Source organism: Novosphingobium sp. 9U (assembly GCF_902506425.1).
GTDB lineage: Bacteria > Pseudomonadota > Alphaproteobacteria > Sphingomonadales > Sphingomonadaceae > Novosphingobium.
This window is the reverse complement of record NZ_LR732527.1, coordinates 16,455-31,273: the sequence shown is the minus strand read 5'-3', so window position 1 is coordinate 31,273 and position 14,819 is coordinate 16,455. Positions and strand designations below refer to the sequence as shown.

Below are 14,819 nucleotides of genomic sequence, written 5' to 3'. Positions count from 1 at the left end.
GACGAACTTCAAACATTCAAGGTCAGTCGGAGCGTTCGTCGGGCTGACGACCAGACGCTACCAATCAGGCGAGATCGACTACGACGGTCACATCTCAAGACGTGGGGACAGCCATCTGCGCGGATTGCTCTACGAAGCCGCGACGGTGCTGCTCACTCGCACCAAATCCGAATGCGACTTACGCAGGTGGGGGCTGCAGCTGAGAGAGCGCTTAGGCTTCAAGCGTGCTGCGGTCGCCGTCGCCCGCAAGCTAGCTGTAATCATGCACAGCATCTTGGTCACCGGCGAACCCTTCAAGGAGAAATCTGCAGCCGCCTGACTACCCAGCTCGTCAGCGTCGCAAGGCGCCACGAGACGTCCTGCCGGGACGTAGGCTGATCCATTCCGCGCCGTTCGTTGCACAAGGCTTTGAGCCCATCAGTGCGTGATGAACCTTGGAAGGATCACCCGCGAAGCTCCATCATGCGGCGGCACATGCCGACCGCGAAGACGACCATGCTCCCAGCAACGGCATCTCCAAAGCCCTCTTGCAAACGCCGCTATTAGACGACGAGTGGCAGCTTGTGGAAGCGCCCGAGGGCCGCTGAACGACCGTATATGGGTCGAACCGAATCGGGGCGACTTCGCGCGCGAGAATGCGCGTGTTATCAGGACGATTATGGCGCGGGCAATATGACGCAAATTGCAGGATCCGGCGAGCACGTTGTTGATCAGGTACAGCAAATCGTTCGGCGGCACGTTCCCGGCGCGAACTGTGCGCTACTCGACTTTGGCAAACGGGTCGGCTGCGGCGAACTGGACAACAACGGCAAGCTCCACGAGCTGCGTTGGTTACGCCGCGAACTTGACGACGATCAGGTCGCCGAGGATGCCAAGCGTATGGCGGGCGCGATCGCGGACGTCGATGGGCAGATCCTGACTGACTGGTAAGAACGGTCGAGATTGCCGCATCGAACGGAAGTCAGCGATGCCTGCTAGTCGGCCGGTCCAAATCTGAGGCTGCGAAGCCGACGCCTTGAGAGCGATCAATGAATGCCGATGTTGGGAAGCGGCTAGAGTGCTCTGAACGGCGGCCTCCGAGTCTGCTCTGAGCCGTTGCAGGTAGGGGCGGCGATCCCTTGCTCCGCTCCAAGGCGGTCTTACCGCCGGCCTCGAACACTCACGATGGTTGTCGCGGCACTGGCAAGCGGACATAATCACTCCGGATCTTTACATGGAGCAGGCGATGCGATCGATGCTTGTCGATCTGGCGATTCAGACCGGGCGAGGGCCCGGCAACAGCTTGATCATCAAGGCAGGGCCGCCGAAGCTCCTCATGGCGACCGGCTAAGTTCCCCGGCAGGGTTTCGCGCTCATTCTTCACGACGCGAGCCTCCCGCCGACGACGCCACTTCAAGTTTGGCATCCCCCAGGGCTTTCCGCCCGGCAGCTTGCTGCAGATCAGGATCGCTCGCAGACGGCCGCTGATTAATCCGTAGCCTCCATCCAGATGACCCGATCGGCGCCCACACACGGACTGCTGGCTTTTCAGGGAGCGGTTCTGGGCAGCGAAGAGCTGCAAAGGGGTGAGCCATAGCCGACTATGGCAACCCTAGAGAAGGGTTATGGGCTCGAGTGTTACGAAGCGCGCACTCTGAAATGATGCTCGACTTGCTCGGCGACGAGTTCGGCTGTAGCCGCAGAGAGGGTCCAGCCAAGATGACCATGGCCGGTGTTGTAGAAAACTCCGTTCCGACGGCCGCGGCACACATGCGGCAACATCGTCGGGGTCATGGGTCGCAGGCCCGTCCACGGTATGACCGATGAAGTGGAAACGTTAGGGAACAGGCGCTCACACCAGCGCGTAAGCGGCGCAATGCGGTCGGCACGTATGTCCTTGTTCATGCCGTTGAACTCGGCCGTGCCGGCAATGCGAAAGCGGTTCCGGCCGAGGCGGCTGGTAACAATCTTGGCGTCCTCGTCTAGCAAGCTGACGGTGGGCGCGCTTGCCTGGCTTTGGGAATCGTCGAGGCAGACGGTAACCGAGTAGCCCTTGACCGGATAGATGTTGATGCGGTCGCCCAAGCGGGCCGCTATCGTGCGGCTCGCCACTCCGGCGCAAACCACGACGGCATCGGTCACAATGGCTTCGCTGTCGATCGAAGCAGCCACGATCTTTGTCGTCACATGCCCGTTGCCGGGCTCGACGTCCTCCACCTGAGCATCGATGACAATCCGCGCTCCGCGGCGCTCGCAGGCAGCCGCCAGTCCGCGGGTGAACTTGTGGATGTCGCCCGTCGAGTCAGACGGGGTGAAGTAGCCGCCGCTGAAAGGACCGTGGAGTGTCGGCTCGATCGCGGCGATCTCCTCGCTCGTCACCGCGTATCGTTCAAGCCCGCCTTCGCGGAGCAAGGCATTGCCGGCCGCCGCCTGATCGAAGGCGGCGCGATTGTGGTACAAGTGGAGGATACCGCGACGCTCCAAGTCAAACTCGATACCTTCGCGCTCCGCAGTGCGGAACAAGTGCTCGCGCGCGGCGATCGCGAGCTGCGTCGTCTCGATCGTGTGGCGGCGATGGTTGAGGATGTGGCCGCAGAACTCGGCCATCCAGCTGTACTTGTGCCAGCTAGGCCTGGGGTTGAACAGGAGCGGGGCGTTCGCGCGCAGCATCCACCTGAGGCCCTTGGCGACTGTCCCCCAGCTGTTCCAGACTTCTGCATTGCTAGCGGAGAGTTGCCCGCCATTGGCGAAGGAGGTCTCCATGGCCGGATAGCGAAGCCGATCGACGATGATCACGGTGTGGCCCCGTTCGAGCAGCGCGTACGCGGTGGTCACGCCGGTGATGCCGGCGCCGATCACAAGGATGCTGGCCATGTGTTGTGTCTTTCGGGGCGCCGATCAGCCCGCCGGCACAAGGCTCGGCGGGCTCAATGGCGGAAGTTTACTCTGCTGGCGAGCCGTTCGCCGGACCGTGCGCGCCGATCGCGAAGAGCGCCGCCGCCTGCGGGTCACCCGTATCACCAAGAACCCGACCGGCGACGTACTCACCGAGTGCCGGCCCCATCTTGAAGGCGTGCCCGGACCCACCACCGGCGATCAGCACGTTGGCGTACTCCGGGTGCGTGTCGATGATGTAGTGGCCATTGTCGCTATACTCGGTCTGGCACACCCGCGAGGCGACGATCGGCTGTCCCTTCAGCCCGGGCATACGCTTGGCGACATAGCGCTCGACGGCTTCGCCCTGGAAAGCGGAGACGAGCCGGTCCTGCGTATCGGGGTCGACCTTCATGTTCGGCATCTTGCCCGCGACCTTGATGCCATAGTCGACATCCGCCGCGGTGTAGGTGTCGGCATCGCTCAGGTTGGGACAATGCTCCCAGCGGTACCGACGGTCGTCGGGCGGGATGCCGACATAGAACATTTCACGCCTCGGGGTGAGGATCTTGTCTCCGAGTAGCGAGGGTAGCAGCTTTGGCAGCCACGGCCCGCATGCAAAGACGAAGCGCCCGGCGGCCAGAGCTTGTCCGTCCACCGCCACGTCGCGTAGCGAGCCGCTGCCGGCGGTGCCGGGCTTGGCGTGGCCGATGCGGATCTTGCCGCCCTTCTTCTGGAACATCTCGGACACGCCGATCATGCTCTCGCGCGCTTTAACGATGCCGGACTTCTCCTCGAAGAACAGCTGCGGGACATCGTCGTAGTTGAGCTGCGGCCAGCGGTACTTGATCTCGTCGGGGCCGAGCAGTTCGTAGGGCAGGCCAAGCTTCTTGAAGATCACTTCCTGCGCTGCCACCGCCTCGGGTTTGAGTTGGCGCAGGCTGCCGTTGATATAGATCATGCTGCGGCCGAATTCCTCCTGCCGCTGGTGCCACAGCTGCGAGGCTCTGACCGCCATCCGCGAGTAGATCTCGCGCTCGCCGTATGAAGCGCGGATCAGGCGACTCTCGTCGCCTGACGAGGCGCGCGGGTTGCCGGGGCCATAGAGATCTACCAGGGTGACCTTGGCGCCGCGTTCGCGCAGCTCCAGCGCGGTCCAGCCCCCGAACGCTCCGGCGCCGACGACCACGACATCTGGAAGGTTGCGGCCGATTGCAGGCGCCTTGGCGCGCGCCGTCGAGGCGATCGCCACGGTGGCGCCGGCCAGGCCCATGCCCTTGATCAGGCTGCGCCGATCGACTTGGTCAGTCATGCGTCGTGGTCTCCTGTTTGCGCGTCCACACCAGCTGGAATTCGGGTTGGTAGGGAGCGCCGTTGTCGCTGAAGCGCGAGTCCTCAAGCACCGTGCCGTCCTGCTGCAGCGCCAGGCGGAAGCGGCGTGCGCGCTTGCCCGTGCCGGACGGGTGCCTTGTCTCGATCAGAAAAGTCAGGTCGTTGGGCCTCGCTTCGGCCTGAGAATAGACGTTGTTCGCGCCGGTTTCGGACACCCAGTAGTAGGTAAGGCTGTCGCGCAGGGGGGTGTAGCTCATCATGCCCATACCGCTGCGGCCCGGCGCGGCTCTCCATACTTCGTGGAGCCCGCATCCGCCCAACTCGCGGGACCAGGTGACTTCGGCGGTCTTCTCGCCATGGCTGGAGACGTCCCAGCTGCCGACCAGGAAGTCCATCTGGCGGTAATCCGGATCGTCGGCGCAGGCCGCTCGGGCCGCGTTGGTAGAGGTGAAAGCCGCGACCATGCACAGGACGCGGACGAGGGTTCCGCGCGCGCTCAAGCCCGGGCCCTCCCGTGTGAGGCGAGCGAGAACAGCGCCTTCTCCTCCGCGGGATCGGTGATGTCGAGGACCCGGTCTGCCAGGTACTCGCCGGTCTGCGGCCCCATCTTAAAAGCGTGGCCCGAGCCGCCGCCAGCGATCCACACGTTCTGGAACTCGGGGTGCGTGTCGATGATGTAGTGGCCGTTGTCGGAGCTCTCGATGGTGCAGACGCGGCTTGCCACCACCGGCTGCCCGACAAGGCCGGGCACGCGCATTTTCACGAACTCAAGCGCGTAATCGAGGACGAAGTTGGAGGCGATCCGCTCACCGCTGTCCGGGTCCATCGGGATGCTCGCGCCGGCCGACGGTGCCACCTTGAAGCCGTAGTCGACATCGCTCAGCGAGTATCCGGCGCCCGCCATGCCATCGCCGTGGTACATATTGGGGAAGCGCTCGACGTGGTAGCGGTCGTCACCCGGCGGAGAGCCGATGTAGAACACCTCGTTGCGGCGGCGAGAGATGAAGCCGTCCATGAACGTGGGGAACAGCGTCGGCAGCCATGGACCGCAAGCAAAGATCGCCATGCCTGTGCTCAGGCGCTCACCGCTTGCCAGAGCGAGGTCCGTAATGCGGCCGCCGGTCGAGGCCCCCGGCTTGGCCATGCCGAGCTTCACGGTGCCGCCCTTCTGGCGGAACACCTCGGATGCGGCGATGATGGACTCTCGCGCCTTCACCGTGCCCGCGCGCGGCTCGAACATGGCGACATCGATGTCATCATAGCGCCCCTGCGGCCAGCGTTTGGCGAGTTCGTCGCCAGTCAGCATCTCGTAGGGGATCTTCAGCTTGTCGAAGAGCGCAAGCTGGGCCTTGACCGACTCCGGCTTTTGGTGCGGCGTGACGACACCGTTGGCATAGATCAGGCGGCGCTTGAACTCATCCTGCCGCTCATGCCAGCGGGTGAAGGCCTTCATCGCCCAGCGCGTGTAGATCTCGCGGTCGCCATAGGCGGCACGGATCTGGCGGGTCTCGTCACCCGAAGTCTGACGGGCGTTGCCCGCGCCGTAGCTGTCGATCAGCGTGACCTTTGCGCCCCGCTCGCGCAGGCACAGCGCCGTCCAGGCCCCGAAGGCGCCGGCCCCGACCACCGCGATGTCCGGAAGGTTCCTTCCGATCGCGGGAGCCTTGCGCGTGGCCGCCTGCGCCGTTTGCGCAATGGCGGTCGCGGCTGCCGCAGTGCCCAGAGCCGTCAGCGCGGCTCGTCTGTCCATATCCACCATGTGCTGTACCTTCCCCCGGAGATCAGAACGAGAAACCGGCGCGGGCGTAGTAGAAGCCGCCCTGCCAATCGACGACGGAGTCCGAACGGTAGATCGCGCCGTTGACGGCTTGTCCGATCTTGTCGCGGTCCGGATAGTTGTCGAACACGTTGCGCGCGCCCACCGAGAGCCGCAGCTTCTCTGCAAAGGTGTAGCTCACCTCCACGTCGATCAGCGCCTCTGTGCCGAAGCTCTGGATCGGGAAGGCGGGCGCGGTGTTGATCTGCGCCTTGTACGGGCCGTACAGGTTGCCGCGGACGAGCGCCTCAAACGGCCCGATCTCGTGAACCAGGCTGATTACGCTACGCCAGCGGGGCTGAAATTTCTCGAAGTTGAACACCGACACGCTGTTGAACAGGTTGGGGATCTTCAGATCGTCGATCTTATAGCGGTTGAGGTTGAAGCTGGCCGTCAGCGAGGTGGACTGACCATTGCCCCACTTCTGCTTGTAGGTACCAACCACGTCGAACCCCTTGGTGGTGGAGTCGAATGCGTTCTGGAAGAAGTTGACGCTGGAAATGCTTTCGGCGCCCACCACTCCGGCGGCGATCATGCGGTCGCGGATCGCGGGCGTCACCGTGATCGCGGACGTCGAGTAGACCTGGTCACGGATCTTGATCAGGTAGGCATCGGCGGTCAGTGAGAAGCCTTGCAGGACGCTGAGGGTGAAGCCGGCCGAGAAGTTGGTGGACTTCTCCGGCTTCAGCGGCGTGGCGCCGAGGTATTCGGAGACCGGGTTGGTCGCTGGGAACAGTCCGGCTTGCGTGATATTCCCGTCCACGTTGCGGACGGAAACGCTGGTGTAATACAGCTGTCCGGGCGTCGGCGCGCGGAATCCAGTGCCGATCGAACCGCGCAGAGCGACACCATCGGCAACCTCGATACGGGTTGCCGCCTTCACATTCGCGGTCGATCCGAAGTCTGCGAAGTGTTCGTACCGCACGGCGCCGTCGACGAACCAGCCCTTTACGATGTCTGTCGATGCCTCACCGTAAAAGGAATAGCTGTTGCGGTGGAAGCTGCCCGCAGCGGTGGGGGACAAGCCCGGGAAGCCATTCGAGCCGACGGCCAGCACGTTGTATGCAGGATCGAGCCCTGCAAATCCGTCGGCGGTGCTGCTGAGGTAATTGGCGCAGTTGATGCCGGCATTCTGCGGCGCGCTCGCGCGCAGGGTGTGCGTGTCGGTGCAGAAGTCGAACGGATCCTGCTTTGCGAACTGCCCGGCGGCATAGGAGGCGGGGTCGCCCGCTATGATCTTGTAGCCTTCTCGCCGGAACTCGCCGCCGAAGCTGAGCGTCAGCTGCTCGGCCAGAAAGCTGGTCTCCGGCGCATAGGAGAAATCCGCGTTGGCGGAGAGTTCGTCGGACACCAGCGACCCAGGCGAGAACTTCCTGGGCGAGTCAGGGCCGATCGATGCGTTGACGGTGTTGCTGAGCGAGTAGTCGATGCGGCTCTTGCCGTAGCGGCCGGACAGGTCGAAGCTGAGGCCATCGCTGCCGCCCAGTTCGCCGCGGTAGCCACCCGCCACGCTGAGGTCGGTCACCTTGCCCGAGAATTGCGGCGTGAACCCTGCTGGGAAGAGCTGATTGAAGCGGAAGACCGAGCCATCCTGCAGCCGAATGGGATTGTCATTCACCACCTGCCCGGCGGCGGGATACCGATAGTGGAAGTCGCCCGTCGACTTCGAGCGTGAGTAGTTGCCGAAGGCGTAGATGCGCGATCCGTCGTCAAGGTCGATGCCGGCATTCACGAAACCGCGGATCGCTTGACCCTTGGGTTGTCCCCAACGCTGCACCGGGTCATCTATGTCGATCAACGCGGCGTAGCTGGGATTGGCGGCGGCATACGGCACGACGCAGAAGGACACGTTGCAGAACTGATTGGACCGGGTAGTACGCGCATTCCTGGTGTATTCGACCGTGGCGTTCAGGAACCCGCTGCTGGTCAGCTTCATGCCAACGTTACCGGAGACCATCAGGTCCTCGCCATCTCCCTTGTAATATTGGCCACCCTGCACGACAAGCGAACCGCCGTGATCTGCATCTTTCAGAAGAAAGTTGATAACGCCCGCGATTGCGTCAGAGCCATATTGGGCAGCCGCGCCGTCTCGCAGCACTTCGACGGACTTGAGTGCGAGCGACGGTATCGTGGCGGCGTCTGCAGCCTGTGAGCCCGCGCCGCCCGTGGTCATCACTGCCGACTTGTGACGTCGTTTTGAGTTCACCAGCAGCAGCGTCTTATCGCCTGGAAGGCCTCGAAGCGTAGCAGGACGCACGAAAGTGCCGCCGTCTGAGTTCGGGTTGCGACCCACGGCGTAGGACGGGACCAGCGTTTTAATCACGTCTTGTGTGTCGGTGAACGAGATAGCCTCGATCTCTGCCTGCGGGATGACGTCGATAGGAACGGCGGAGTCCGCTACGGTTCGCGGCTTACCCCGACTGCCCGTGACGACGATCTGGTTGTCCAGATCGGTTGTCTGCGGCAAGGTCTCCTGAGCGTGCGAACCCTGCGTCCAAGCGCCTAGTGAGAACGCCGTCGCGGTTAAAAGCCTGATCTTTGAATACTTCATCGTTCGCCCCCATCAAGATGAAATCGTTGCCGTGCCTCCCCATCAGATTGGGAATGCTGCGGTACGCCGCATTCCTCTGTTGCATTTCAATGTAACCGATGCGCAAAATCAAATCTCAGCAAACTGCAGCCGACAAATCGAATGAAAGAGTGACTTTCCATGCAAAACTCAATGATTTCGTCGAAATCCGGCGCAGTGCCGCTCGACCGCATGGACTACCGAATCATAAAGGCGCTCGTCGAGGATGGTCGGATCAGCGACACGGCCCTTGGAGAGCGCTTGCATTTGTCGAGCACGGCCGTGGCGCGGCGGCGGCGCCAGCTAGAAGAGGCAGGCGTGATCAAAAGTTATACCGCTTTCATGAACGCCCAAGTCTTGGGTCTTTCGATGACAGTCATCGTGCATATCGAGCTAACGTCGCAAGCCGAGCAGGTGCTGATGGACTTCGAGGAAGCCGTGCTGGGTTGCCCTTCGATGTCGTTCTGCAGCTTTGTTTCAGGCGAGACCGACTTCATCATGATGGTGCATGTGCCGACGTTTGAGGCCTACGACGCGGTCTATCGCAAGGAGCTATCCACGCTACCTCATGTAGCGCGAATTCGCAGTAGCTTCGTGATGCGGCAAGTGGCGGCACGGCTAGTGCCGCCAGCGGCATTCGACCGCCTCGATTAAGCCGCACCGACTAATTAGGTCTACCGGTCACATCGCGGTGTTGCGCCATAGTGAATCGACACAAAGGCTTGCATTGGTTCCTGCGCAGCGTCGGGAGGTCGACACTCCCGTTGGCAACTAGGGTGAACGAGTGACCGAAGTTGGGACGGGAAAAGGGCGGTCCGAGTGGCCGGAAGTGGGTCTCGGCGGGGCGGTCCGCTCGCACGGCCAACTCCGCTAAGATCGGTACTAAGGCGTGATTGGTCCAGCAATCTCAGCACTGCGCCAAGCGGTTTGCGCCGGCTGCGACCGTGCATTCGCGCGCTTTATCAGGCGTTCGCTTGCTAAGCGAAGATAGCTTGCATATCAAACACGCAGTTGAAATAAGAACATAGAGGTGACTCTGGTGATTGGTCTTTCCGATCGAACGATCGTAGTGAGTGGCGCCGCACGCGGACTTGGTGCCGAGTTTGCGCGTGCGTGCGCCACTGCCGGCGCGCGCCTTGCCTTAGCCGACATAAACGGCGCGCAGGCGGACATCGTGGCGCAGGAATTGCGCCAGGGTGGTTGTGAGGCCGAGGGCTTTGCCGTCGACATCGCCGATCCCGTGGCGGTTTCGACGCTTGCCACCGCGGTCGCGGACCGCTTCGGCAGCGTCGATGGCCTGCTCAACAATGCGGCGCTCGCCACTGGAATTGGGGGCAAGACCTTCGAAGATATCGATCTCGACCAGTGGGATCTGGTGATGCGCATCAACGTGCGTGGGACCTGGCTGATGACCAAAGCTTTCGCCCCGATGTTGCGCGAATCAGCGAAGGGCGGCCGTGTCCTCAATGTCGCTTCGGACACCGCCCTTTGGGGCGCACCAAGACTTCTGCACTATGTGGCCAGCAAGGGGGCGGTCATCAGCATGACTCGGTCGCTGTCGCGCGAGCTTGGCCAGGACAACATAACCGTCAACGCCTTGGCGCCAGGTCTCGTGCGGGTGCCAGCGACCGACTATGTGCCCGAGGAGCGCAAGCAACTCTATGTGAGCGGCGCCGCGATACAACGCCCTCAAGTTCCGCAAGACACGGTCGGCGCGGCAGTGTTCCTGCTCAGTGACGCCAGCGCATTCGTTTCCGGGCAGATCCTCCCTATCAACGGCGGCTTCATCTCCGCCTGAAGGCCTTCAGTACCGAGTTTCCACGCCGGCCAGCATCGCACCTGGCCGGCTGTCGCTGTTGCTCTGAGAACGCACATCAGGAACGGTTTCACGGCCTTGGATAATGGGTGTCACAAAACCGATTGACACCGAGCGAAATTCGCGTTTTGATCATTATACAAACCTCGGTTGACATACGAACGTACCGGGGCATGTAGTCAGGGTAGGAAATCTTTCGATGCAGTTTCGTAGTGCGTTCATGAGTTCGATGTTGGCAGTTGCGGCTGCCGCGCTTCCCCAGGTGGTTCTCGCACAGGACGCGCAGGCGCCGGCAGCCGAGGATGAGGGCCTCGGCGAGATCGTCGTCACTGCGACGAAGCGCGCGGAAGATTCGCAGAAGACCGCTACTGCACTGCAGGTATTCACGCCCGACCAGCTCAAGAAGAACGGCATTAACGATGTCTCGGGGCTGACCACGGTATCGCCCAGCCTCAACATCGGCGCCAGCTCGGGCGCTGCATTCTTGTCGATCCGCGGCGTCGCCAGCCGTGACTTCACCGAGATCGGTGACAGCGCCATCGCGGTGAGCATCGACGACCAGTACCTGCAACGCCCGACCGGCATCAATGCCAGCTTCTACGACCTGGAGCGCATCGAAGTGCTGCGCGGCCCGCAAGGTACGCTTTACGGCCGCAACGCCACCGGCGGTGCAGTCAACATCATCACCAAGAAGCCGACGGATGAGCTGGAAGGCTATGTCTCGTTCGACGCCGGCAACTACAAGACCATCAACGCCGATGCGGCGATCAACCTGCCGATCACCGCAGGCATCGCGATGCGCGCCTCGGCAGTCTCGCGCTACAACGACGGCTTTCGCGACAACGGCGCGGTGGGCCGCGGTGACAGCACCAACGTCAAGGGTGGGCGCCTTTCGTTCCTGCTCACCCCGACCGACCGGCTCAAGGTCCTGCTCAGCGCCGACTACATGCATCTGGGCGGATCGGGCGCGGTCTATGACGGCGTCAAGCTGACCACCGTTAATGGTGTGATCACGACCGTTCCCAAGGACGATGCGTATGACGCGACACACTGGGACCTGAACACCAAGGGGCGCTTCGATACCACCAACCTGCGCCTGCTCGGCCGCGCTGACTACGATCTGGACTTTGCGACTGTCAGCTACATCTCCGGTTACATGAAGCAGGATCTGTTCCATCGGTGGGACAATGATGGCCAGGCCGACAAGTTTTTCATCTACACTCGCGACGAAAAGTCGGAGGACGTCAGCCAGGAGCTTCGGGTCGCCTCGAACAACAAGTCCGGATTCATCTGGCAGTTCGGCCTCTACTATTTCAATGAGGACCTGAAGCTCGCCAACTACTTCGATAATGATATAAGCGGTGCGCCGGTCAACCTGCGCGAATACCACTACGACGTGACGACCCGCTCGAAGGCAGCCTTCGGTCAGGTCTCCTACGACGTGCTCGACAACCTGCGCGTCTCGGGCGGTATCCGCTACACCAAGGATACCAAGATCCGTCAGGGCTACAGCTATGTCGGCAGCCTGACGCAGGACGTCTCGGACGGAATCGCCGAGCGCACTTACGCGACCGACGATACGCGCGCGTCCTGGACCAAGGTGACCTGGCACGGCGGCATCGATTATACGCTGAGCCCCGAGAACCTGCTCTATGCCAAGGTCGACAGCGGCTACAAATCCGGAGGCTTCAACAACTTCGGGCTGGGTGACTACGATCCCGAGACGCTGGTCGCTTACGAGATCGGTTCCAAGAACCGCTTCCTGGACGACAAGCTGCAGCTCAACCTCAGTGCTTTCCTGTATGACTACAAGGACCAGCAGGTCTCCCAGGTGGTCGGTGCCGACACCATTGTCGTCAACGCCGGCAAGTCGCGCATCAAGGGTATCGAGGCGGAGACCGTCGCGGCGCTGTTCACCGGTAGCCGCATCGACTTCTCCGTCACCTACCTCGATGCGAAGTATCGCGACTTCTGCACCAACAAGACCGCAGCTGGCGTCTGCACGGCCAACTACGGCGGCAACTTCCTGGTCCAGTCGCCCAAGTGGTCGATTAATGCCGGCATCCAGCAAAGCTTCGCGGCGCTGGGCGGCGAGTTCACCGCCCGAGCCCAGACGCAGTATCGGTCCGAGCAGTGGATGAGCTACTTCAACCGCTCGACCGAACGCCAGGACGCTTACACCCGCACCGATCTCAGCCTCGAGTACGTGCCGGACGACACGAACCTGTCGATCCAAGGCTATGTGCGCAATCTCGAGAACAGCGTCGTGCTGACCGAGGCGGCACAGAGCGGACTCTATGGCGCCATCCGCAGCCAGTACGCGCCCCCGCGTACCTATGGTGTCCGCGCGACCTTCCGCTGGTAATCCGGCGAGGGAGCGCGGCGACACCTCCACCCTCGATAACTGCCGCGCTCCCTTCTTTCTCGACCGGAGACCAACGATGCAGCCCAAGTCCTCGATCCTCGCACTGACTGTCGCGTTGCTGGCCGTTTCCCCAGCGGCGGCGCGTGACGCAAAGGTGCCTCAGCCGCAGATCGAGAGCAGATCCGCACCGGTGCTGATGGTGGACGGGCTGCGCTTCCGGGATCTCAACCGCAATGGCCGCCTTGATCCTTACGAGGATTGGCGGCTGCCCGCGGCCGTCCGTGCCAAGGATCTGACGGCGCGAATGACCGTGCCCGAAAAGGCGGGCATGATGATGCACGCCGTGAACTCGGGCTATTTCGGCCCGGGCGGCATCGTGCTCGATCAATTGGCGCCGCCGCCTCCGGGCGCACTCAAGCCGCCGGTCAACGTCACCGGCGTTCCGGGCTTCGACCGTGCTGATAAGCCGAGCCCGCGCGATCTCATCGTGAACCGTCACGTTCGCTACATCATGACCTCGCCCGGTGGCTCACCTGCCGATGCGGCGCGCTGGGCCAATGCGCTGCAGGAGGTGGCCGAAGGCACGCGGCTCGGCGTGCCGATCGTGATCAGCGCTGATCCGATCCACACCACCAACCGGTTGCCTGGGGGGGCACTGCCGCCGCCGGATCGGGTGAAGATCACCTCCAGCTGGCCCGATCAGATCGGCCTGGCCGCCACGCGCGATGCGGCACTGGTGCGCCGGTTCGGAGAAGTGGCCTCGGCCGAGCTGAGGGCGATGGGCTTTCGCATGGTCCTCAACCCGATGGCCGATGTGGCCAGCGAACCGCGCTGGAACCGCATACCCGGCACCTTTGGTGAGGATGCGAAGCTGAACGGCGAGTACGCGGCGCAGTTCATCCTGGGTGCGCAGGGACAACGCCTTGGACCCGAAGGTCTCATGGCGACGGTCAAGCACTTTCCGGGCGACGGTCCGGTGGAGCACGGCTTCGATCCACACAATCCTTACGGCACGAAGCTGGTGTACCCCGGCAAACGCTGGAAGCTGCACTCCGACGCTTTCGCGCCTTCGTTCAAGGCGAACGTCGCGTTCGCGATGGGCAGCTACGGCATCCCGACGTGGATCGATGACGTTGCCACCAATTTCTCGCGCAAGGTCATGACCGACCTGCTGCGCACCAAGATGCACTTCAAGGGCGTGGCCATCACCGACTGGATGCATGCGCAGCCGTGGGGACTGGAGGATCAGCCCAAGATCGAGCGCGAGCGTCGCATGGTCTGGGCGGGCATCGATCAGCTCGGAGGAGAGCACGAGACGTCCTACCTGATCGACCTGATCAAGGCCGGCAAGCTGACCGAGGCGCGCATCGATGTCTCGGTCCGCCGCGTGCTCGAGCCGATGTTCGCGATGGGGCTGTTCGAGAACCCCTACGTCGATCCCGAAGCCGCCCTGCGCATCGTCAAGGCGCCCGAATACGTCGCTTTGGGCGACCTGGCGCAGCGCAAGTCCATCGTGCTTCTGAAGAATACCGCCAGCGTGCTGCCTTTGGCGCCAGGCCGCAAGGTTGCGCTGGAAGGCTTCGCGGCAACGCCCAAGGCGCTGGCAGGGCGCGTGACCGATGTGGCGGCGGCGGACGTGATCGTCGTCAAGGTCAACGCCCCGTACCGCAACAACACGACCGGCAAAGCCTTCTTCGTGAACACGCATGAGGGCACGCCTGTCTTCGCCGGAGCGGACAACGCCGCTGAGCTGTCGATGATCCGCAAGGCCGTTGCCTCGGGCAAGCCTGTGGTCGTGGTGATGAGCATGGAGCGCCCTGCCGTGCTTAGTGAATTCATCGATACCGTAAGCGGCATGATCGCGACCTTCGGTTCGGGTGACGACGCGGTCGCCGACGTGCTCACCGGTGCCTTCGATCCTTCGGGAAAGCTGCCGTTCGCGCTGCCTGCCGACCCGGCCTCGGTGGAAGGCCAGGCGGAAGACGTGCCTTTCGACTTCGCACGCACTGCATACCCGTTCGGCTTCGGCCTCTCCTACTCTCCCCGGAAAAACTGACACCATGGAAGT

At 62.7% G+C, this 14,819-nt stretch carries 11 protein-coding genes; 6 read left to right on the top strand and 5 right to left on the bottom strand.

Annotation, left to right across the window (positions count from 1 at the left end):
* Together GV044_RS20495 and GV044_RS20490 are read left to right on the top strand one after the other, a co-directional pair.
* A partial coding sequence (locus GV044_RS20495) for a transposase (RefSeq protein WP_159874329.1) occupies positions 1-319 on the top strand: 319 nt, incomplete at its 5' end.
* A gap of 278 nt (positions 320-597) precedes the next feature.
* Complete coding sequence (locus tag GV044_RS20490; protein WP_159874328.1) at positions 598-930, top strand: hypothetical protein; 333 nt, start codon at positions 598-600, stop codon at positions 928-930.
* Between the two features lie 687 nt (positions 931-1,617).
* On the opposite strand, the gene GV044_RS20485 is transcribed toward GV044_RS20490, so the two are convergent.
* The 5 genes from GV044_RS20485 to GV044_RS20465 all read right to left on the bottom strand — a co-directional run bounded on the left by GV044_RS20485 (position 1,618) and on the right by GV044_RS20465 (position 8,468).
* Positions 1,618-2,853, bottom strand: a complete 1,236-nt coding sequence (locus GV044_RS20485; protein ID WP_159874327.1) for a D-amino acid dehydrogenase — start codon at positions 2,851-2,853, stop codon at positions 1,618-1,620.
* A 67-nt stretch (positions 2,854-2,920) separates the two neighbouring features.
* Positions 2,921-4,165: an FAD-binding oxidoreductase gene (locus tag GV044_RS20480; protein WP_159874326.1), complete on the bottom strand. Its 1,245-nt coding sequence runs from the start codon at positions 4,163-4,165 to the stop codon at positions 2,921-2,923.
* A complete protein-coding gene (locus GV044_RS20475; RefSeq protein ID WP_159874325.1) occupies positions 4,158-4,685 on the bottom strand; it encodes a hypothetical protein in 528 nt (175 codons plus the stop codon). The genes GV044_RS20480 and GV044_RS20475 overlap by 8 nt, the downstream gene beginning before the upstream one ends.
* Positions 4,682-5,944, bottom strand: a complete 1,263-nt coding sequence (locus tag GV044_RS20470; RefSeq protein WP_159874324.1) for an FAD-binding oxidoreductase — start codon at positions 5,942-5,944, stop codon at positions 4,682-4,684. The genes GV044_RS20475 and GV044_RS20470 overlap by 4 nt, the downstream gene beginning before the upstream one ends.
* Positions 5,945-5,966: 22 nt before the next feature.
* On the bottom strand, positions 5,967-8,468 hold the full coding sequence (locus tag GV044_RS20465) for a TonB-dependent siderophore receptor (protein WP_159874323.1): 2,502 nt from the start codon (positions 8,466-8,468) through the stop codon (positions 5,967-5,969).
* 279 nt (positions 8,469-8,747) lie between these two features.
* Between GV044_RS20465 and GV044_RS20460 the strand changes: the two genes are divergently transcribed.
* From GV044_RS20460 to GV044_RS20445, 4 genes are all read left to right on the top strand, one after another.
* A complete protein-coding gene (locus tag GV044_RS20460) occupies positions 8,748-9,224 on the top strand; it encodes an Lrp/AsnC family transcriptional regulator (RefSeq protein ID WP_236555144.1) in 477 nt (158 codons plus the stop codon).
* Between the two features lie 376 nt (positions 9,225-9,600).
* On the top strand, positions 9,601-10,368 hold the full coding sequence (locus tag GV044_RS20455; RefSeq protein ID WP_201299183.1) for an SDR family oxidoreductase: 768 nt from the start codon (positions 9,601-9,603) through the stop codon (positions 10,366-10,368).
* A 247-nt stretch (positions 10,369-10,615) separates the two neighbouring features.
* Complete coding sequence (locus GV044_RS20450) at positions 10,616-12,751, top strand: TonB-dependent receptor (protein ID WP_159874321.1); 2,136 nt, start codon at positions 10,616-10,618, stop codon at positions 12,749-12,751.
* A gap of 76 nt (positions 12,752-12,827) precedes the next feature.
* The gene (locus GV044_RS20445; RefSeq protein WP_159874320.1) at positions 12,828-14,807 is read left to right on the top strand and encodes a glycoside hydrolase family 3 protein; all 1,980 of its coding nucleotides are present in this window, start codon (positions 12,828-12,830) and stop codon (positions 14,805-14,807) included.
* Positions 14,808-14,819: the final 12 nt, after the last annotated feature.